Source organism: Nocardia mexicana NBRC 108244, from assembly GCF_001613165.1.
Lineage (GTDB): Bacteria > Actinomycetota > Actinomycetes > Mycobacteriales > Mycobacteriaceae > Nocardia > Nocardia mexicana.
On the sequence record NZ_BDBV01000087.1, the window covers coordinates 33145 to 52474 of the forward strand.

At 69.5% G+C, this 19330-nt stretch carries 17 protein-coding genes; 9 read left to right on the forward strand and 8 right to left on the reverse strand.

From position 1 onward, the window contains the following. The first annotated feature begins 3 nt into the window (after nucleotides 1-3). The 4 genes from argH to NM1_RS31590 all read left to right on the forward strand — a co-directional run bounded on the left by argH (nucleotide 4) and on the right by NM1_RS31590 (nucleotide 4787). Nucleotides 4-1425 carry an argininosuccinate lyase gene (gene argH, locus NM1_RS31575; protein WP_068028331.1) on the forward strand — a complete coding sequence of 474 codons (1422 nt, stop codon included), beginning with the start codon at nucleotides 4-6 and terminating at the stop codon, nucleotides 1423-1425. 253 nt (nucleotides 1426-1678) lie between these two features. Continuing rightward, nucleotides 1679-2440, forward strand: a complete 762-nt coding sequence (locus NM1_RS31580; protein ID WP_068028438.1) for an ATP-binding cassette domain-containing protein — start codon at nucleotides 1679-1681, stop codon at nucleotides 2438-2440. A 155-nt stretch (nucleotides 2441-2595) separates the two neighbouring features. Further along, nucleotides 2596-3717: an ABC transporter permease gene (locus tag NM1_RS31585; RefSeq protein WP_246011348.1), complete on the forward strand. Its 1122-nt coding sequence runs from the start codon at nucleotides 2596-2598 to the stop codon at nucleotides 3715-3717. 95 nt (nucleotides 3718-3812) lie between these two features. After that, complete coding sequence (locus NM1_RS31590) at nucleotides 3813-4787, forward strand: ABC transporter substrate-binding protein (protein ID WP_068028334.1); 975 nt, start codon at nucleotides 3813-3815, stop codon at nucleotides 4785-4787. 7 nt (nucleotides 4788-4794) lie between these two features. Here the strand turns inward: NM1_RS31590 and NM1_RS31595 are convergent, their stop codons facing one another. Beyond that, nucleotides 4795-5370: a TetR/AcrR family transcriptional regulator gene (locus NM1_RS31595; protein ID WP_068028336.1), complete on the reverse strand. Its 576-nt coding sequence runs from the start codon at nucleotides 5368-5370 to the stop codon at nucleotides 4795-4797. 86 nt (nucleotides 5371-5456) lie between these two features. Here NM1_RS31595 and NM1_RS31600 point away from each other — a divergent pair, with 86 nt between their 5' ends. Together NM1_RS31600 and NM1_RS31605 are read left to right on the forward strand one after the other, a co-directional pair. Further along, entirely contained in the window at nucleotides 5457-6374 is a 918-nt protein-coding gene (locus NM1_RS31600) for an ABC transporter ATP-binding protein (RefSeq protein WP_373864082.1), read from the forward strand. Next, on the forward strand, nucleotides 6374-8008 hold the full coding sequence (locus NM1_RS31605) for an ABC transporter permease (protein WP_068028338.1): 1635 nt from the start codon (nucleotides 6374-6376) through the stop codon (nucleotides 8006-8008). Before NM1_RS31600 ends, NM1_RS31605 begins: the two co-directional genes overlap by 1 nt. Before the next feature lie 313 nt (nucleotides 8009-8321). On the opposite strand, the gene NM1_RS31610 is transcribed toward NM1_RS31605, so the two are convergent. Beyond that, nucleotides 8322-9146 carry a class I SAM-dependent methyltransferase gene (locus tag NM1_RS31610; RefSeq protein WP_068028340.1) on the reverse strand — a complete coding sequence of 275 codons (825 nt, stop codon included), beginning with the start codon at nucleotides 9144-9146 and terminating at the stop codon, nucleotides 8322-8324. 16 nt (nucleotides 9147-9162) lie between these two features. Then, nucleotides 9163-10767, reverse strand: coding sequence for an MFS transporter (locus NM1_RS31615; RefSeq protein WP_211339408.1), 1605 nt, complete (start codon nucleotides 10765-10767; stop codon nucleotides 9163-9165). A 68-nt stretch (nucleotides 10768-10835) separates the two neighbouring features. Here NM1_RS31615 and NM1_RS31620 point away from each other — a divergent pair, with 68 nt between their 5' ends. Continuing rightward, nucleotides 10836-11315 carry a GbsR/MarR family transcriptional regulator gene (locus NM1_RS31620; RefSeq protein ID WP_068028344.1) on the forward strand — a complete coding sequence of 160 codons (480 nt, stop codon included), beginning with the start codon at nucleotides 10836-10838 and terminating at the stop codon, nucleotides 11313-11315. A 46-nt stretch (nucleotides 11316-11361) separates the two neighbouring features. Here the strand turns inward: NM1_RS31620 and ilvA are convergent, their stop codons facing one another. Continuing rightward, entirely contained in the window at nucleotides 11362-12588 is a 1227-nt protein-coding gene (gene ilvA / locus NM1_RS31625; RefSeq protein ID WP_068028346.1) for a threonine ammonia-lyase, read from the reverse strand. 354 nt (nucleotides 12589-12942) lie between these two features. Here ilvA and NM1_RS31630 point away from each other — a divergent pair, with 354 nt between their 5' ends. Then, nucleotides 12943-13401, forward strand: coding sequence for an RrF2 family transcriptional regulator (locus NM1_RS31630; RefSeq protein WP_068028361.1), 459 nt, complete (start codon nucleotides 12943-12945; stop codon nucleotides 13399-13401). A gap of 82 nt (nucleotides 13402-13483) precedes the next feature. Continuing rightward, nucleotides 13484-14710 (forward strand): globin domain-containing protein, encoded by a 1227-nt coding sequence (locus tag NM1_RS31635; protein WP_068028364.1) that lies wholly within the window; start codon nucleotides 13484-13486, stop codon nucleotides 14708-14710. Here NM1_RS31635 and idi read toward each other — a convergent pair. From idi to NM1_RS31655, 4 genes are read right to left on the reverse strand one after another with little or no spacing between them, the layout of a single operon-like run. Beyond that, nucleotides 14704-15270: an isopentenyl-diphosphate Delta-isomerase gene (idi, locus tag NM1_RS31640; RefSeq protein WP_246011346.1), complete on the reverse strand. Its 567-nt coding sequence runs from the start codon at nucleotides 15268-15270 to the stop codon at nucleotides 14704-14706. The genes NM1_RS31635 and idi overlap by 7 nt on opposite strands. Beyond that, complete coding sequence (locus NM1_RS31645) at nucleotides 15267-16139, reverse strand: geranyl diphosphate 2-C-methyltransferase (protein ID WP_068028366.1); 873 nt, start codon at nucleotides 16137-16139, stop codon at nucleotides 15267-15269. The genes idi and NM1_RS31645 overlap by 4 nt, the downstream gene beginning before the upstream one ends. Before the next feature lie 59 nt (nucleotides 16140-16198). Then, nucleotides 16199-17749 carry a family 2 encapsulin nanocompartment cargo protein terpene cyclase gene (locus tag NM1_RS31650; RefSeq protein ID WP_068028369.1) on the reverse strand — a complete coding sequence of 517 codons (1551 nt, stop codon included), beginning with the start codon at nucleotides 17747-17749 and terminating at the stop codon, nucleotides 16199-16201. Nucleotides 17750-17764: 15 nt separating this feature from the next. Continuing rightward, entirely contained in the window at nucleotides 17765-19171 is a 1407-nt protein-coding gene (locus tag NM1_RS31655) for a family 2B encapsulin nanocompartment shell protein (protein ID WP_068028371.1), read from the reverse strand. Nucleotides 19172-19330: the final 159 nt, after the last annotated feature.

Sequence of the window (19330 nt, forward strand, 5' to 3'; positions counted from 1 at the left end):
CCGATGAACGAGGGCGGCAGCACCAATCAGGGGGCGCTGTGGGGCGGGCGGTTCGCGTCCGGACCGGCCGCGGCGATGGCGGCACTGAGCAAGTCGACCCACTTCGACTGGGTGTTGGCGCCGTACGACATTCGCGCGTCCAAGGCGCATGCGCGGGTGCTGCACAAGGCCGGGCTGCTGTCCGAGGGTGATCTCGCGGCGATGCTGGAGGGGCTGGACCGCCTTGCCGCGGACGTGGATTCGGGCGCGTTCGCCCCGGCCGAGTCCGATGAGGACGTGCACGGCGCGCTGGAGCGCGGGCTGATCGAGCGGGTCGGCACCGAGCTCGGCGGGCGGCTGCGGGCGGGGCGGTCCCGCAACGACCAGGTGGCGACCCTGTTCCGGATGTGGCTGCGGGATGCGGTGCGCCGCATCGCCTCCGGGCTGCTCGACGTGGTGGACGCCCTGGTGGCGCAGGCCGCCGCGCATCCGGAGGCCGTGATGCCCGGCAAGACCCACCTGCAGGCCGCGCAGCCGGTGCTGCTGGCCCATCAGCTGCTCGCCCACGCGCATCCGCTGTTGCGCGACGTCGACCGGCTGCGCGATTTCGACAAGCGGGCCGCCGTATCCCCGTACGGCTCCGGCGCTCTCGCGGGCTCGTCGCTGGGCCTGGATCCCGAGGCCATCGCCGCCGATCTGGATTTCGATGCGGCCGCGTCCAATTCGATCGACGCCACCTCCGCGCGTGACTTCGCCGCGGAGGCGGCCTTCGTGCTCGCCATGATCGGGGTGGACCTGTCGCGCATGGCCGAAGAGGTGATCATCTGGAGCACACCGGAATTCGGCTATATCACCCTCGCCGACGCCTGGTCCACCGGGTCGTCGATCATGCCGCAGAAGAAGAACCCGGACGTGTCCGAGCTGACCCGCGGCAAGGCGGGCCGGCTGATCGGCAACCTCACCGGCCTGCTCGCCACGCTGAAGGCGCAGCCGCTGGCCTACAACCGGGACCTGCAGGAGGACAAGGAACCGCTGTTCGACTCGGTGGCGCAGCTGGAGTTGCTGCTGCCCGCCATCGCCGGTCTGGTGTCCACGCTGACCTTCCATACCGACCGGATGGCCGAACTCGCGCCCGCCGGTTACACATTGGCCACCGACATCGCCGAATGGCTGGTCCGCCAGGGTGTTCCGTTCCGTGTCGCCCATGAGGCCGCGGGCGGTTGCGTCCGTACCGCCGAATCCCGTGGCGTGGGCCTCGACGAACTCACCGACGAGGAATTCGCCGCCGTCGACCCGGCCCTCACCGCGGGCGTCCGCGAGGTGCTCACGGTCCAGGGCTCCATCGCCTCCCGCAACGCCCGCGGCGGCACCGCGGGCGAACAGGTCGCCAAGCAACTCGACGAGGTCCGGTCGGCCGCGACCACCGCCCGCACCTGGCTGAGCTGAAACCCGGGACGCGAACCCCGGATTCACGCACCCCCCATTCGTTCCCGCACCCGCTACAGCGCTTGTAGGGGGTGCGGGAGTGCGCGCGGGGTGCGGCGATGTCGTCACCCGTGCGTGGCGTGGAACGAGGCCGGATAGGCGGGGTTCGGGATGTGCGTGATCTTCGCAATTCTCGTACAGGGGGCGAGGGTGAGCGTTAACATCGGCGGGCGGACCGGACGTCCGTTCAGTCGATGTTGCCGGGGTGATGATCATGCCTTCCGTCGTGTTGGAAGCCGAGGGGTTGGTCAAACGCTACGGCGGCGTCGCCGCGTTGCGCGGCACCGGATTCCAGGTGCACGCCGGTGCGGTCACCGCGCTCATCGGCGATAACGGCGCGGGTAAATCGACACTGGTGAAATGCCTTTCGGGCGCCGAGGAGCCGGACGAGGGCCGGATCCTGCTCGACGGCGAGCCGGTGCGGATGGCCTCACCCACGGCCGCTCGCCGGCTCGGCGTCGAGACCGTCTACCAGGATCTGGCGGTCGCACCGGATCTGGATCCCGCCGCCAACCTGTTCCTCGGCCGGGAGCTGTTCCGGCGCGGCCTGGCGGGGCGGCTGGGCATGCTCGACCGCAAAACGATGAAATCCGAAGCCGCCGAGCACTTCCGGCGGCTGGGCGTCACCCTGCCCCGCGCGGACGTGCCGATCGGCGCGCTGTCGGGCGGGCAGCGCCAGACCGTGGCGGTGGCCCGGTCGGTGATGTGGGCGAGCAGGGTCGTGTTCATGGACGAGCCGACCGCGGCGCTCGGCGTGGTACAGCGCGAGCGGGTCCTCGATGTCATCCGGCGCGTCCGCGACCAGGGCGTCGCCGTGGTGCTGATCAGCCACAACATGCCGGAGGTGCTGGCGGTGGCCGACCGCATCGAGGTGCTCCGCCTGGGAAAGCGGGTGGCGCGCTTCGGCTCCGACGCCACCCTCGAGCAGTTGGTGGGCGCGATGACCGGCGCCTTGACCCACGAGGACGCGGTATGAGCGGACGTGGCGAGGATCCAGGGGAGACCGCTCACGACACCCGCGGTGCGAGCGGCCGTGCCGCCGCTCGATCGGCGGACACCGCGGGCGGCGCTTCGCCCGGGAACGCAGGTGCTTCCGGTGACGCCATCACGCGGAGCAGCAAGGACTCCGGTGTGACCGGCAGCGATTCCGCCGGGGGCGGAGAGGATTCCGGCAAACAGCCGGGCGAGACTGCCGGTCCCATGACGGACGCGACCGGAGACTCGGCCGCCGCCGACAGCGTGGCCCTTCCCGAAAGATCAGCGTGGCAGCGGCTTGCCGGGGCCAGCACGCTGTGGATCGGGCTGGTGCTGGTCGTGCTCTACGCGGCGTTCAGTGTGCTGCGGCCGGACGCGTTTCCGACCCGGTTCACGCTGCAGACGCTGCTCATCGAGACCGCCGTGCTGCTGGTGCTGTCGATCGGGATGACCTTCGTGATCATCACTGCGGGCATCGACCTGTCGGTCGGCATGGTGCTGATCTTCGCGGGTGTGATCGGCGCGAAGACGATGGAATGGCTCAGCCCGGGGGAGGACGCCACCCACGCCGGGTGGGGGATCGTCGCGATCGGATTCGTGGGTTCGCTTGCGGGCGGGGCGCTCTGGGGCCTGGTGAACGGATTCCTGGTGGCCAAGGCCAGGATTCCACCGCTCATCGTCACCCTGGGCTCGTTCGGTGCGGCCCTGGGCGCGGCTCAGTTGATCACCGGCGGCGTCGACACCCGGACCGTCCCCGAAAAACTGCGCAACTCACTGGGTTTCGGCACCGTGCTGGGCGGAGTCCCGATCCTGGTGCTGGTCGCCGCGGCGGTGACCGTCGTGGGCGCGTGGCTGCTGCATACGACCCGGTTCGGGCGCTACACCTACGCCATCGGCTCCAACGCCGAGGCCGCCCGGCGGGCGGGTATCGGCGTCACCCGGCACCTGATCCTGGTGTACCTGATGGCCGGAACCCTCGCGGGGCTGGCCGGTTTCATGAATCTCGCCTACTTCGGCACCACCACCATCGCCGGGCACACCACCGACAATCTCGACGCCATCGCGGGCGTCGTGATCGGCGGCACCAGCCTGTTCGGCGGGGCGGGTTCGGTGCTGGGCACCGTGATCGGGGTCTTCATCCCGTCGGTGCTGCGCAAGGGCTTCGTCATCGCGGGGGTGCCGGTGTTCTGGCAGCCGGTCGCGGTGAGTGTGGTGCTCGTGGCCGCGGTGTGGTTCGACCAGATTCGGCGGCGTTCGCGTCAGGACCGGAGGCGGTAGCTTGCGTAACCACGGAGGTCCAGCGAGCGCCGCAATCAGATAGAGCCGGTCACGAGACCGGAAGTAGCACAACCTATCTCGGAGGTGAGGCGGAGATGAGGACCGGACGACGGACCGCCGCGGCAATCGGCGCCGCGGTGGCGGCCGCGGGCATGCTGGCCGGATGCGGTGGGCAGGTGGGGGATTCGGGCAGTGCCGACGCGCAGAAGCTGGTGCTGATTCCCGGTGTCGCCAACGAACCCTTCTACATCTCGATGCAGTGCGGCGCGGAGGAGGAGGCGAAGAAGCTCGGGTTCGAGCTGGACACCCAGGCGCCCACGGAGTTCGACGCGACGGAGCAGACCCCGATCGTGACCGGAGTGATCGCGAACAAGCCGGGCGCCGTGCTGATCGCGCCGACGCACGCCACGGCGATGGCCAGCCCGATCAAGCGGGCCAAGGACTCCGGCATCAAGGTGATCGAGGTCGATACTGCCCTCGACGACACCTCGGTGGCGCTGTCGTCGGTCTCCTCCGACAACCGCAAGGGTGGTCAGCTCGCCGCCCAGACGCTGTCGAAACTGGTGGGCGGCAAGGGATCCGTGCTCGTCATCAACACCAAGGCGGGCACCTCGACCACCGACCTGCGCGCCCAGGGTTTCGAGGAGGAGCTGAAGAACCAGGCCGGGCTGACGTCGCTGGGCGTGCAGTACAACAACAACGACGCAGCCCAGGCCGCATCGATCGTGACCGCCACGCTGGCCGCGCATCCGGACCTGGTGGGCATCTTCGCCACCAACCTGAGCTCGGCGGAGGGCGCCGCCACGGGGCTGCGCAATGCCGGGAAACTCGATCAGGTGAAGCTGGTCGGCTTCGACGCCAGCCCGAAACAGGTCGAGGACCTGAAGGCGGGAACCGTGCAGGCGCTGATCGCCCAGGACCCCGCCGCCATCGGCGCCAAGGGTGTCGCCCAGGCCGCCGCAGCGATCGAGAACAAGCCGGTCACCCGCAATATCCAGACCGACATGATCGCCATCACCCAGGCCGATATGGACGCCAACGCCAAGTACCTCTACAAGAGCAAGTGCTGACCGGCGCTCACGCCGCGCCCCAGAGGTTGCGGATCAGCGTCCAGACCTGGTCCTGATCGGGAACCCGCCCGTCCCTGAGTTGCTGTGCGCCCCAGGCATCTCCGGCCCGCAGGACGGCGGCGGTGGCGGCGACGAGGAGATCGCGGTCGCACACGGTGGTGACGATCCCGATCGCGGCGCCGTTGTCGACGAAGTCGGCGATCCAGGACATGAACGCGCCCTGTTCGCGCAGCAGGAACGCCGGGTCGATGAGCGCGAGATCGGCGGGATGCTCCGCGATGTGGGCGCTCAGGCGGGCCTCGACGGTCTTGATGGCGCGCCAGAATTCCGGGGCGCTCTCGGTGTGCTCCCACGTGCCCAGCACCGCGGCGAGGCGTTCGGCGACGTCGTCGAGGACGGCGTAGAGCAGATCCTCGCGTCCGTCGAAGTAGTTGTACGCCGAGGACTTCGAGATGCCCGCGGCCGCGATGATCTGGTTGTAGGAGGCGTGGTCGACGCCGTCCCGGGCGAACGCCTGCAGCGCCACGTCCAGGATGCGGCGCTGTTCCTCTGCAGGTAAACGAGTGAATCGGGGTAGCGGCACACCCCGATGCTAGCAGTACGCACCGGACTCTGGACCGAAAGCGTGTACCATCGGTACACACCAATAGTTCATGGAGGTGACCGGTGATCGGTGACGGATCTACCGCGGTGATCGAAACCGCGGCCCTGCGCAAGCGGTTCGGTGATTTCACCGCGCTCGACGGGCTGGACCTGCGGGTCGAGCGGGGTGAGGTGCACGGGTTCCTCGGCCCCAACGGAGCGGGCAAATCGACGACGATCCGGATCCTGCTGGGGCTGGTCCGCGCCACCGGCGGGCAGGCGTGGCTCCTGGGCGGCGACCCGTGGCGCGACGCCGTGGAGCTGCACCACCGGCTCGCCTACGTGCCCGGCGACGTCTCGCTGTGGCCGGGATTGACCGGCGGCGAATGCCTCGATGTGCTGGCGACCGCGCACGGACCCGTCGACACCCGGCGGCGGGCCGAGTTGATCGAACGCTTCGAGCTGGATCCGGGGAAGAAGAGCCAGGACTACTCCAAGGGCAACCGGCAGAAGGTCGCGCTGGTCGCGGCGTTCGCGAGCGAGAGCGAACTGCTGATCCTCGACGAGCCGACCTCGGGCCTGGATCCGTTGATGGAGCAGGTGTTTCAGCAGACGCTGCGGGAACGCCAGGAGCAGGGCTGCACGGTGTTGCTGTCGAGCCACATCCTCGCGGAGGTGGAGGCGCTCGCGGACAGGGTGAGCATCATCCGTCAGGGCCGCACGGTCTCGACCGGGACGCTGGCGGAGCTGCGCCGCCACACCACGACCCACATCCATGCCGTCACCGCCGCCGAACCGTGCGGGCTCGAGACCGCGACCGGTGTCACGGCGGTGGCGATGCACCCGGACGGCGACCGGTGGGCGGTGTCGTTCGGTGTCGACGCCGGTCACGTCGGCGACGCGATCGCCGCGCTGCATGCGGCCGGGGTCGAGTCGGTCACCGCGAATCCGCCGAGCCTCGACGAGCTGTTCCTGCGCAACTACGAGACCGCGGAGGTGCGGTGATGGGCGGCTACTCCGCGATGCTGTCGATCCTGTGGCGGGGCAACCGGCGCCAGATCCTGGGCTGGGTGCTGGGTTTGGCGGGCGTCTTCGCCGCGACGGCATGGTCGATGAACGACCTCTACCCGACCCAGGCCGATATCGCGGCGTACGCGCAGGCCACGGAATCCGGCAGCGCATTGTTCGCGATCAATGGAAAACCGTTCGGCCTCGACACCATCGGCGGCCTGATCAGTTACGAGTTCGGTTTCGTGAGCGCGCTGGCGTTCCCGCTGCTGGGGGTCCATCTGGTGCTGCGGATGACTCGCGGCGAGGAACAGTCGGGGCGGATGGAACTGCTGCGCGCGGGGTCGATCGGACGGACCGCGACGGTCGGCGCCGCGCTGACACTGACCGCCGCCGGGGTCGCGGTGATCGGATCGGCAATGAGCGCAACCCTTTTCGCGCTGGACGTCGGATGGCCGGGCGCGGTGGCGTACCCCGCCGCGATGGCACTGCTCGGGTTCGGGTTCGCCGCGCTCGCCGCCGCCGTCGCGCAGGTGGTCGCGACCGCGCGCGCCGGGACCGCCGCCTGCCTGGCGGTCCTGGTGGTGGCGTTCCTCGCGCGCGGGGTCGGCGATGTGCGCGACAACGCGCTGGTGTGGCTGTCGCCGATCGGCTGGGCCGAACAGACCCGCGCGTTCGCCGGGGCCCGCTGGTGGCCGCTGCTGCTCGCGGTCGGGTTCGCTGCCGCGATGGCCGTGCTGGCGGGATGGTTCGCCGAGCGCCGCGACCTCGGACAGGGACTGTTCGCTTCACGCCGGGGCCCGTCGTCCGCCGCGGCGAACCTGTTGCGCCCGATGGGTTTCGCGATCCGCGGGCACCGCGGCCCCGTGCTGGCCTGGAGCATCATCGGCGCGCTGGTCGGGATCGCCTTCGGGTCGCTCGCCGACGCCATCCGCACCCTGATGGAGGACAACGAGGCGATGCAGGACATCTTCGGCGGCGGCAGCGCCGACGAGGACGCCTACCTGGCCTTCGTGGTCATCCTGCTCGCGCTGATCAGCGCCGGGTACGCGCTGCAGGGCATCGGCCGCGTCGCGGAGGAGGAGGCGGGCGACCGGTTGGAGCCGATCCTCGCCGGAACCTGCTCCCGGACGCGGTGGCTCGCGGCGCAGGCGATCACCGTCGCCGCCGGGGCCGCGATCGTGACCGCGGTGAGCGGGCTCGCGCTCGGCATCAGCGACGCCGTCGCCATCTCCGATCCGTCCGCGGTTGGCCGAATCACTGTGGCGGCCTTGGCTTATCTACCCGCGGTGCTGGTGCTGCTCACCTTCGCGGTGGCGCTGTACGGCCTCCACCCGCCCTACCTCGCGGCGGGCTGGGCCGTGTACATCGCCGTCGCCGTGATCGCCGTCCTCGCCGACACCCTGCAGCTTCCCGACTGGGTCCGCCACCTCTCACCTCTCGACTGGGTCGGCCGTACCCCCATCGATCCCGTCCGAGGGTGGGGCCTCGTCGCCGCGCTGCTGCTCGCCGGGGTGTTCGCGATCGCCGGGGGCTACGGGCTCCAGCACCGCGATGTCCCCACTCGGCGGGGGATCGGGGTACGAGAAGCGCTGGCGCTGAGGAGAAGTCGCGGGGCAGCGCGGGCATGAATCCACACCCGAGTGCTGTGGTCCCGGCGGACCGTGGCAGGTAGAACTTTGTCACCCGCGCCGGGGTGCTGTGGTCTCGGCGAGATTCTGTGACGTATGCCGGAGCGCCCTGCTGAATCCGCACCCGAGCGCTGCGATGTCTGTAGCGGCGCGGAGGCGGGCGTCGCCGTCCTGAATTCCATTCCGGCTGTTGCGGTATCGACGGGCGTTGCTGTCCGTCGATACCGCAACGGCGGCCCTGTACAGACACCGGCTGCCTAGTCCGCCAACTGATCTCGTTCCGGGCCCGCAGCCAGTCCCGCCGCTGGCCGGATCAGAACCGCCAGCGGCAGATTCGGGCGAGGCGGCGTAGCGGGGGGATGTAGCGGATGGCGGCGAGCTGGAGGCGTAGGCCGCGGGAGTAGTCCGGGGGTTGGTTGGCGTCCGTGCGCGTCCGGACCCAGTCGGTGGCGTCGGTGCACGACACCGGGTGCAGGCCGAACCGCTCGAGCTCCGCGGGGTCGTCGATTCCCCAGTGCAGGGTGGAACCGGACTTGCGCACCACCGGGTTGGCCTTCTGCATCTTGATGCCCAACCGGCTGAAGACATCGCAGATCAGGTGGCCGGAGGGGAATTTCGCGACCAGCTGCCGCAGTAGTTCGCCGCCTTCCGCGGGGTCGAGGTACATGGTCAGTCCCTCGGCGACGATCAGGGCGGGGCGATCGGACGGGATGCGATCGAGCCAGTCCAGCTCGGTCACCGGGGTGCCGATGGTGTGGTAGTGCGCGCGGTCGGGATAGATGCGGGTGCGCAGCTCCACGACCTCGGGGTAGTCGATATCGAACCATTCGACCGTCGGCGGCGGGTCGAATCGGAAGACACGGCTGTCCATGCCGCAGCCGAGGTGCAGCACGATCGCGTCCGGATGCTCGAGCAGGTACTCCGCGGCCCAGTCGTCGATGATCTTCGCCCGCATCGCCACGCCCGCGGCCCCGTCCGCCGTGATGCCGAGGCTGCCGAAATCGTAATCTATTCGCCGGACCGCCTTGTCGGCCTCCTCGTCGCCGAGGATCGGGTCGTCGCGGCGGTAGTCCAGGGCCCGCCCGTACAGCGTCGCCAGCATGGTGGCCTTCTCTTCGGTGAAACGAACCTTCTCCATCACGGGTCTCCTCGGACTACATCAGGTCGGTGGTATCGACGGCCTCGGCACGCTTGGGCAGGAACAGCAGGGACGCAACGGCTCCGACGACCGCGATGGCCGCGCACACCCACAGCATCGTCGACATGCTGTCGACGAACGCCTGCGTCACCGAGTCCAGGAGCGTCGTCGAATGCAGCCGATCGGCGATCGAAAGTCCGGCGGCCGCACTACCTTTCACGGCATCTGCCGTCTCCGCGGGCAGGCCGGTGATGTCGACCCCGCCCCGGTAGGCGGCATTGAGAACTGTACCGAGCAGCGCGATGCCGATCGTGCCGCCGACCTGCCGCATCGCCTGGATCAGCGACGATCCGGCGCCGGCCCGATCCGGATCCAGTTCGCCCAGAGCGGCATTCATCGCCGCGGGCATGCCGAACCCGGCGCCCGCACCGGCGATGGCGAACCAGAGCGCCACGTAGCCGTATCCGGAGTCCACGTCGGTCATCGTGCCCATCGCCAGCCCGGCCGCGAGAATCACGAAGCCGACGGCGACGGTGATCCGGGTGCCCGCGGCGGCGTCCACCGGGTTGGCGAACTTCGCGCCGATCACCATGCCGCCGATGAACGGCAGCAGCTTCAGGCCGGTGCCCAGCGCATCGGCGCCCTGCACGGCCTGGAAGAACTGAGGCATGGTGAACAGCAGCCCGAACATGGCGAACACCGTCATCGTGATGAGCAGCGTGCCCCAGACGAACGACGCGGACCGCAGCAGCCGAGCGTCCACCAGGGGAGTCGGGGTGCCCAGCCGGTTCAGCCGACGCTCGAAGAGCGCGAACAGGGCCAGCAGCACGGCGGCCGCGGCCAGGTAGACGATGGCCCAGACGTCGTCCCAGCCCTTCTCTCCGGCCAGCGTGACGCCGTAGACGAGCGCCGCGAGAGCCGCCGAGGAGATCACGATGCCCACATAGTCGATCGTCGGCCGAATCGCGCTGCGCGACTCCGGGATCAGCGCGACCACCGCGACGACGGCCACCACGGCGACCGGGACGTTGATCCAGAAGATCGACGCCCAGGAGAAGCTGTCGAGCAGCAGGCCGCCGACGATCGGGCCCAGCGGCAGGCCGATGCTGTTGGCCACGACGAAGAAGTTGATCGCCCGCTTCCGCTCGGCCTCGCCGGGGAACAGCACGGTGATGAGCGACATCACGACCGGAACCAGCAGTGCCGCACCGATTCCCAGGAAGGCCCGGGCGGCGATCAGCTGATTCGCCGAATCGGCCAGCGCGCACACCACCGACCCCGCGCCGAACAGGATGAGCGCCGTGGCCAGCATCTTCTTGCGGCCGAACCGGTCGCCCAGCAGCCCCGCCGGCAACAGCAGCGCGGCGAGCACGAGGTTGTAGGAGTTGGCCACCCACTGCAGTTGCCCGGTGGAGGCGCCGAGATCCACCGCCAGTGTCGGGAGCGCCACGTTGAGGACGGTGGTGTCGAGCCCGACGACGAGCACCGCCAGGCACAGCGCGGTCAGCACGCCGATGCGGCGGGCGCCGGGCAGCACGGCGGGCGCGGGGGTGTCGGACTTCGTCTCTGCTGCGACCGCAGACCCGGATCGCGGGTCGGAGGATCGCTCGTTCATGGTCATGACCGCACATTATTATGAATATCTGATAGATGCAATACTTCAGAAATCTGCTTAGGTAAGGTCGACGCATGGCATCCTCGGTACCCGTGAACGGCGATTCGGCGGAGCAGAGTGCATTCGTCGAACGGCTCGGCGGCGCGATGGCGGCGAGCGGCGCACCCCCGATGGCCGCCCGGGTCATGGCCCGCATGCTGATCAGCGAATCGGGCGCGATGACCTCGGCCGAGCTGGCGGATGCGCTGGAGGTGAGTCAGCCGTCGATCTCGGGCGCGATCCGCTTCCTCGCCCAGATCGGATTCGTCTCCCGGGAGCGGGTGCCGCGCACGCGCAAGGAGCGCTATCGCATCAGCGACAACGTGTGGGAAACGGTCCTCACGCTCCGCAACGACTCACTCGACACCTGGAAGGCGGCGCTGCAGAGCGGTATCGGACTCTACGGCGAGGACTCCGAAACCGGCCGCCGGCTGACCGAGGCCGTCGAGTTCTTCGAGTTCGTCCAGGAGGATATGCGCGGCCTCATCCGCCGCTGGCACGAGCGCCGGGGCTGAACCTTCGGCGTGAGTACCGGCGAGTCCGAGCGGTAGGCCGGATCGCTCAATCCTGAACGCGTACCGCGTATCCCGCGCCCTCCAGCGCGTCGAGAACATCGTCGCGGTGGGCGGGGCCGCGGGTCTCGAGGGTGAGCAGGACCTCCACCTCGTCGATCGCCAGCCAGGCGCCGGTGCGGGAATGGACGACGTCCAGGACGCTGGCGCCCGTGCCGCCCACCGCGGCCAGAAGCGTGCCGAGGCTGCCCGGGCGGTCCGAAATCGTCACGCGCACGGCGAGATAGCGTCCGGCCGCGCTCAGTCCGTGGCCGATCAGCCGGGTCAGCAGCAGCGGGTCGACGTTGCCGCCGGACAGGATCGCGCAGACCGGACCGTGCAGGTCCAGCTCGTCGGCGTGGTGCATGAGCGCCGCGACCGCGGCGGCCCCGGCGGGTTCGACGATCAGCTTGGCCCGTTCCATGCACAGCAGCATCGCGCTCGACAGCGCGTCCTCGTCGACCGTGGTGACGGCGGGGGCGTGCTCGGCCACGTGCGCGAACGGGACCTCGCCGGGCAGCCCGACGGCGATGCCGTCGGCCATCGTCGACATCCGTTCCAGCGCAACCGGTTTACCGGCCGCCAGCGAGTCCGGCCAGGCGGCCGCCTGCGCGGCCTGGACGCCGACGACGCGCACCTGCGGGGCGAGATGGTGCAGCGCCTCGGCCACGCCCGCGAGCAGTCCGCCGCCGCCGGTGGGCACGATGACCGTGCCGACCTCCGGAAGCTGCTCCAGGACCTCCAGCGCCACCGTCGCCTGCCCCGCGACGATATCGGGGTGGTCGAACGGGTGGATCAGGGTCGCGCCGGTCTGCTCCGCGAAATCCAATGCGGCGGTGAGGGATCGGTCGATGGTATCGCCGACCTGGTGCACGGTGGCGCCGTATGCCCTGGTGGCCACCAGCTTCGGCAGCGAGGCGCCCACGGGCATGAACACCGTCGATTCGATGCCCAAAGTCGTTGCGGACCAAGCCACTCCCTGCGCGTGGTTGCCCGCGCTGGCGGCCACCACGCCGCGCCGCCGGTCGGCCTCGGGCAGGTTCGCGATCCGGTTGTAGGCGCCGCGCGGCTTGAATGATCCGGTGCGCTGCAGGTTCTCGCACTTGAGCCGCACCTCGACCCCGGTGCGTTCCGACAGCACCCGCGACGCCACCAGCGGCGTGCGCCGGATGACCGGCCCCAGCAGTTTCGCCGCCGACTCGATGCGATCCAGCCCGATCAACTCCATGGCCGACATGCTGCCAGACAATTGCTGCCCGGTCCGCGAGCGCGACGCCGGCTGGGCGGACTGCTGAGCTGACGCGTCTGCGGGAGGCGCCAGCTGCGCAGATCGCCCAACGGGGCTGTATTTCGGGATCGCGACGACCGGCGGGGCGCAGTCGCGCGGCGGGTCTGTGCGGGTTTGGGCAGCGCATCGCGTCGGGCGTGCGCCGGATGGCAGCGTTCACCTGCCGGAGATTGTATTAGCTGCAATTTTGCTATGTATTTCCGGCAACTGTGACGCCCGCCGCAAAAACCGCAGCCGAATGAGTATTAAAGGGCACACCCGTGGAATGCGCTTTTTCCACACGGAAATACGTAGCGTAGAGGTATGCAACTTTCCCGGTTCACCGATCTCGGCCTGCGCGCGATGATGCGGCTGGCGGTCAGCCGCGGTGCCGAGGAGAGGGTCACCGCGAAACGAATTGCCCGACAGGTCGATGCCTCGGAGCACTACGTCGCCAAGGCCGTCACCAAGCTGTCCGACCTGGGCCTGGTCGCCTCGCAGCGCGGCCGCGCGGGCGGCATCTTCCTCACCGAGGCGGGGCGGACCGCGACGGTCGGGCAGATCGTGCGCGGCCTCGAGGGGGACAGCGAAGTCGTCGAATGTCTCGGCGAACGCCCCTGCCCGCTGGTCGGCGCCTGCCGATTGCGGCGGGTGCTGGCCGACGCCCAGCAGGCGTTCTACGAGGAGCTGGACAAATACACGCTGAGCGATCTGGTCGACCAACGCACCGTCGAGTTGCTGCATCTCACCGCGGCGCCCGCATTCCTGTCGCACAACGAATAAAGAGAAGCCATACCCGCCGCCCCAGGGTGATTCGCACCCGCCGGATGCGGGCTCGGCCACCTACCGAGAAAGGTCAGGAGCTATGACCACCGTGCCGGAATCGGCTCTGCACACGATGCCCGAGCTGGAACCAGAGCATGCCGACGTGATCCGCGCGACCCTGCCGCTGATCGCCACCCGGATCGACGAGATCACCCCGCTGTTCTACCGCAAGATGTTCGCCGCGCACCCGGAGTTGTTGCGCGACCGGTTCAATCGCGGCAATCAGGCCCAGGGAGCCCAGCAGAAGGCGCTGGCGGCGTCCATCGCCACCTTCGCGGTGCACCTGGTGGACCCGGGCCTGCCGCATCCCCGCGAACTGCTGGCCCGGATCGGCCACAAGCACGCCTCGCTCGGGGTGACCGAGCCGGAGTACCGGATCGTGCACGAGCACCTGTTCGCCGCGATCGTGGAGGTGCTGGGCGCCGAGGTGGTCATGCCCGAGATCGCCGCCGCGTGGGATCGGGTCTACTGGCTGATGGCGACCACGCTCATCGACGTCGAGCGCGGGCTCTACCGGGCCGCCGGTGTCGAGCCGGGAGATGTGTTCCGCGAGACCCGGGTGGTCGAGCGGCGCGACGACCCGTCCGGGGCGGCGGTCTTCGTGGTGGAGTCGCCGGACCCCGACCGCCCACTGCCGAATTTCCTACCGGGACAGTATGTTTCGGTCGGCGCCGACCTACCCGACGGGGCGCGCCAGCTGCGCCAGTACAGCCTGGTCGAGCGGCCGGGCGCGGGCCTGCTCGCCTTCGCCGTGCGCAAGGTCGAGGCGGGCGAGGCGAATCCGGCCGGTGAGGTGTCGACCTGGTTGCACGACACCGTATTTCCCGGCGACCGGCTGCAGATCACGCTGCCGTTCGGCGATCTCACCATCGATCCCGCCGCGACCACCCCGGTCGTGCTGATCTCGGCGGGTATCGGCGCCACGCCGATGGCGGGCATCCTCGAGTACCTGGCGGCCGACACCCCGGAGCGGCGGACCGTTGTGCTGCACGCCGATCGGTCCGAGCGGGCGCATCCCCTGCGGGAGCGGATCCGTGACCGTGTCGGCGCGCTGCGCAATGCCGCGTTCCGCGCCTGGTACGAGGCCGAGGGACACGGCCTGATGGACCTGTCCGAGGTCGACCTGCCGCCCGACGCGGACTTCTACCTCTGCGGCGGCAGCGAGTTCCTGCAGTCGGTGCGCGCCCAGCTGATGGCGGCCGGAGTCCCGGACCGGCGCGTGCATTTCGAGCTGTTCGCGCCCAACGACTGGCTGCTCGATCACTGAGGCTGGCTGACCTCGGACCGGCTGATCACCGCCAGCACCCCCGAGAGCCACGGCGTATAGGCGTCCGGGTCGGCGGCCATAGCGGCCTGCAAATCAGTCGGCCACATCCAGGTGTGGGCGGCGATCTCGGCCGGATCCGGGCGTGGCGGCTCACCGTCGAAACGCCCGACGAGAACGTGATCCCACTCGTACTCCACGCGGCTGGTCTCCGGATCGGCGGCGCGGTAGGTGAACGTGCCGACCTCGGTCAGTGCCGCGCGGATCCCGAGTTCCTCGACGAGCCGCTCCGCCGCCGCGTCGGTGACATCGGTATCCGGCGCGGGATGCCCGCAGCAGGTGTTGGTCCATAGGAGGGGGAACCGAGTCTTGACCCCCGCACGCTGCTGCAGCAGCACTCGCCCGTCGGCGTCGAACAGCAGCACCGAGAACGCTCGGTGCAGCCGGCCGGGGGCGGTGTGCGCCTGCGCCACCGGGCACGCCCCGGTCGGCCGGCCCTGCTCGTCCACCAGCTCGACGGGCAGGGTCTCGCGGTCGATCGCGGTCGTGGCTTCGGGGATCACCGACCTACCTTATCGGCGGCGATCAGCAGGTACTGGAAGCTGCCCTCCCGATAGGCGGTCAGGAACGGCTTCTCCACCCCGGTGGCCAGTTCGGAGTGGGTGCGCAGCTCCCAGTACGGGATGGTGGCGGGGGTCAGGTCGGTGACGGTGATCGGGACCAGCCCGTGCGCGGCGAGCGCGCGGAAGTACTCGCCGCGCGGATGGATCATGCAGCCGTAGTGCGCGTCGATCCAGCTCACCGAGGACGAGCGGCCGCCGGTGACGTCGTTGGAGCAGCCGGTGATGCAGACGTAGCGCCCGCCCGGTGCCAGCACCCGGGCGAACTCGGCGAACAGGTCGTGCAGGTCGACGTACATGGTGGTCTCGTTGGTCCACAGGCCGCGCATGCTGCCCGCGTCGAATCCGGTGTCGAGCATGTTCTTGAAGTGGAACTTCACGCTGTCCTCGACCCCACGCTCGCGGGCCTGGCCGTTGGCGAAACCGGCCTGGTACTCCGAGATCGTCACGCCGTCCACCCGGCAGCCGAAGCGCTGGTTGGCCATGATGCTGGTGCCTCCACGCCCGCAGCCCGCGTCGAGCAGGCGGTCGCCGGGGCGGACGTCGCCGAACTGGTCGAGCAGCAGGTCGGCCTGGGCGGTCTCGAGCCGGTGCAGCTCCCGCACGATGCGCTCCTGGCGGGTCTCGGCCGCACCCTCCAGCACCGACAGGTCGGGCTCGCCGACGCCGTAGTGGTGATGGTAGAGGCCGTCGACCTCGCCGAGGCGGGTGTTGACCCGGTCGTCGTTGGGGTTGTCGTTCCAGTAGGCGGCAACCGATCGCTGGTAGCTGGTGCGCAGGACATTGTCGGTCTCGTGCTCGAGCATGGTCATCGCGGATCATCCTCTCGAATCGGGGTGGGTCCCGGGTCGTGCTCGAAATGCGGTGTGTATCAGTCTTTTTCGTGGTATCGACGGCTGTCGGCGTGCCAGGCGCGATTGCCGCCCATCCACGCCCACAGCCCGCCCAGGAAACGCCGCAGCGCGGGAGAACCGGTGGCCGCGACGGCCGAGGCCTCGCGTTCGAAGCGGTGCACCAGTTCGTCGTGGATCTCCGCCGTGCGGCGCACCGCGGCCCGGCGCGGGCACTGCTCCTCGGCCGCGAACACCGTGGGCAGGTTGAATTCCCTTCCGCCGGAAAGATCCTCGCGCGCCATCGAATACAGGTCGTTGACCATCTGCGCGGCCAGGGCCGCCGTGGTGACCAACCGCCGCACCCGGGGATCGGTGTACTCGGGCGCGGACAGCTCGTAGCCGCCGACCACGTCGATCGGGGCCATGCACGGCAGGAAGCTGTGCGGCTGCCGGTTGGTCAGGTACTCCCAGACCGGCGGCATCCGGTCGGCGGCCCGCCAGCCCGCCTCCGCGCCCAGCGCGATGAACCAGCCGCCGATCTCGGTGCGCAGCCGGGCCAGCTGCGCGGGTGTCGCGTAGTGCGACAGGTGCTCGAACGACGTGCGGAAGGCCCGCAGGATCGGATCCGCCTGCAGGGCGCGTTCCAGCTGCGCCTGATACCGGGCCGGTAGGTGCACGGGATCGATGGCGGCCGCGGCCAATTCGAGCCGGGGACCCAGCTCGGCCTCGGCGCTGGACGGGGTGCCGTCGGGGGCGCGGTCGTCGGCGTCCTCCTCGCAGTAGTAGTCGTCCACCGACCATTCCGACACCGCGCACTTGGCGACGGCGAGCAGCCGGTCCGGATCGTCGCAATCCGGGTGTGCCAGCATGATCAGCCGCCCGAAGTCGGCCTTGCGCAGCTCGTCGAGCTTGCCCTCGTAGAGCCCGATCGTCTCGGCCCAGAGGAGGATTCCCTCGTTGACCGCCGCGGCGAGCGCGGGGTCGTCGCGCACGGGTGGCGGGCAGTACAGCGGCGGGATCGCGGATTGCTGGGCCGGAACCGGGCCGCCGGAGCGCTGCGGACCGCCCGTGGCCCCGGGGGATGTGGGGTCTTCGGTGGTGGTGTCGGTTCGGGTCACCCGGGTTCTTAACCGGGTGAGATCTGTTCTACCCGAAAGTAGTTGGTCGAGGGCTGAGTTGATCCCACGGCCGGACGACGATCCCGGGTCGTCGAGGTCCGCCGAATCAGACTGTGCGGCAGCGTGATCCGGCTCCGTACCGGAGTCGGCAGCAGGTGGCGCACCGTTGGTGGAACCGGCGGCCGGCGTAGCCTCCAGCCCCGGTGGTTTCGGTAGGTAAGGGGCGCCCAGTCCGGTCGGCCCGAGGAGCCTGTGCGGCACGGCGGCACCGACCATGCCGCCGAGATCGGCTGGGACCGGCTGGGCCGCTTCGGATTCGACCTTCTCCGGCGGGGGTTCTCGGGACTCGGCGTCTTCCGGCACGGCCAGCCGTGCCGGGGGCGCGTGGTCGAGATTGCTCAGGAGCGCGGCGACGACCGCGGCCACCTCTCCGGTGGCCGGCGGGGCCGCGGCGCGCGACAGCACCGACATGGTTGCCCGCTCCCGTCAGTCGGTCTGCCGGGCGACCAGGACATTGTCGAGAATGCCCAGCGCGTCGGGGACCAGGACCGCGGCCGAGTAGTAGCAGCTGACGAGGTAGGAGATGATCGACTGGTCGTCGATGCCCTTGAACCGCACGTTCAGCCCGGGCTCGAACTCGTCGGGGATGCCGGTCTGGTGCAGGCCCACCACGCCCTGATCCTTCTCGCCGGTGCGCATGGCGAGGATGGAGGTGGTCCCGGTGTCGCTGACGGGGATCTTGCCGCACGGGAAGATCGGCACGCCGCGCCACGCCGGAATGCGGTGGCCGTCGACGTCCACGGGGTCCGGGTAGATGCCGTGCCGCGTGCACTCGCGCCCGAACGCGGCGATCGCTTTCGGGTGTGCCAGAAACAGTTTCGTGCTGCGCCGCATGCTCAGCAGCTCGTCCATATCGTCCGGGGTGGGCGGCCCGGACTCGGTGTAGATGCGCTGCTTGAGATCGCAGTTGTGCAGCAGGCCGAACTCGGGGTTGTTCACCAGGTCGTGTTCGCGGCGCTCGTAGAGGGCCTCGATGGTCAGTCGTAGCTGCTGCTCGATCTGATTGTGCGGCTCGTTGAACAGGTCCGCGACGCGGGTGTGCACCCGCAGCACGCTCTGGCCGATGCCCAGTTCGTATTCGCGGGGGGCGCTGTCGTAGTCGACGAAGGTGCCCTGCAGCAGCGGCTCGCCCACATGTCCGGAGGAGATCTCGATATTCGCCTCGCCGTGCTTGTTCTGCGGGCGGGTGCGCGCGGCGGCGTACTCGGACAGGTGCCGCCGCAGCGCGGGCGCCTCCTCGATCAGCTGGTCCAGGGCGGCGCGCGGCAGGCTCAACAGCGTTGTGCGCGTGACGGTCTTGACGGTCACCGGCCAGATGGCGCCGCGGTCGATGAGCATCTCTTCGCCGAAATAGGCTCCGCCGGAGAGCATTCCGAGCCTCGTGCTCTCGCCGTAGTCGCCGGTGCCGATCTTGCTCAGCTTGCCGTGCACGACCAGCAGCAGCTGATCCACCGGGTTGCCGAATTCGGCGACGATCGTTCCCGGCTCCAGGTCGCGCTGTTCGCAGCGCTCCGCGAGTGCGCGCAGCACATCGTCGTCGTCGAAGCCGCGCAGCTGCGGCAGTTCCCGCAGCTCCTGGGGGATGACTTGGGCCTTCCCGCCGTCGACGGCGAATTCCACCTTGCCGTCGCCGAGGGTGTGGGTCAGGCGCCGGTTCACCCGATACACACCGCCCTTGACCTGGACCCACGGCAGTGCCCGGGTCAGCCACCGGGAGCTGATGCCCTGCATCTGGGGTTCGGATTTGGTGGTGTGCGCGAGCTGATGGGCAGCGCCCGTGGACAGGCTCTTGGGGGCGTGATTCTCGGTCTCCGCGGGCATTTCGATGGTCATGCGGGATCCTCACGTCGAGATGGGGTGCGACGGCGGCGGTGGCGACGCTCACGGCAGTGCGGCAGGCGGCAGGGGCCTTCGGAATACTGATCACTCGAGCGAAATGCTGTGCGCAACAGTGCGTTCCAGCATCACCGATGGTAGTTGCGAAACGGTTGC

Coding starts and splice junctions, on each gene's coding strand:
- argH (WP_068028331.1), top strand. CDS start 4: ATGAACGAGGGCGGCAGCACCAATCAGGGGGCGCTGTGGGGCGGGCGG.
- NM1_RS31580 (WP_068028438.1), top strand. CDS start 1,679: ATGCCTTCCGTCGTGTTGGAAGCCGAGGGGTTGGTCAAACGCTACGGC.
- NM1_RS31590 (WP_068028334.1), top strand. CDS start 3,813: ATGAGGACCGGACGACGGACCGCCGCGGCAATCGGCGCCGCGGTGGCG.
- NM1_RS31605 (WP_068028338.1), top strand. CDS start 6,374: ATGGGCGGCTACTCCGCGATGCTGTCGATCCTGTGGCGGGGCAACCGG.
- NM1_RS31610 (WP_068028340.1), bottom strand. CDS start 9,146: ATGGAGAAGGTTCGTTTCACCGAAGAGAAGGCCACCATGCTGGCGACG.
- NM1_RS31615 (WP_211339408.1), bottom strand. CDS start 10,767: ATGACCATGAACGAGCGATCCTCCGACCCGCGATCCGGGTCTGCGGTC.
- NM1_RS31620 (WP_068028344.1), top strand. CDS start 10,836: ATGGCATCCTCGGTACCCGTGAACGGCGATTCGGCGGAGCAGAGTGCA.
- ilvA (WP_068028346.1), bottom strand. CDS start 12,588: ATGTCGGCCATGGAGTTGATCGGGCTGGATCGCATCGAGTCGGCGGCG.
- NM1_RS31630 (WP_068028361.1), top strand. CDS start 12,943: ATGCAACTTTCCCGGTTCACCGATCTCGGCCTGCGCGCGATGATGCGG.
- NM1_RS31635 (WP_068028364.1), top strand. CDS start 13,484: ATGACCACCGTGCCGGAATCGGCTCTGCACACGATGCCCGAGCTGGAA.
- NM1_RS31645 (WP_068028366.1), bottom strand. CDS start 16,139: ATGACCATGCTCGAGCACGAGACCGACAATGTCCTGCGCACCAGCTAC.
- NM1_RS31650 (WP_068028369.1), bottom strand. CDS start 17,749: ATGTCGGTGCTGTCGCGCGCCGCGGCCCCGCCGGCCACCGGAGAGGTG.
- NM1_RS31655 (WP_068028371.1), bottom strand. CDS start 19,171: ATGACCATCGAAATGCCCGCGGAGACCGAGAATCACGCCCCCAAGAGC.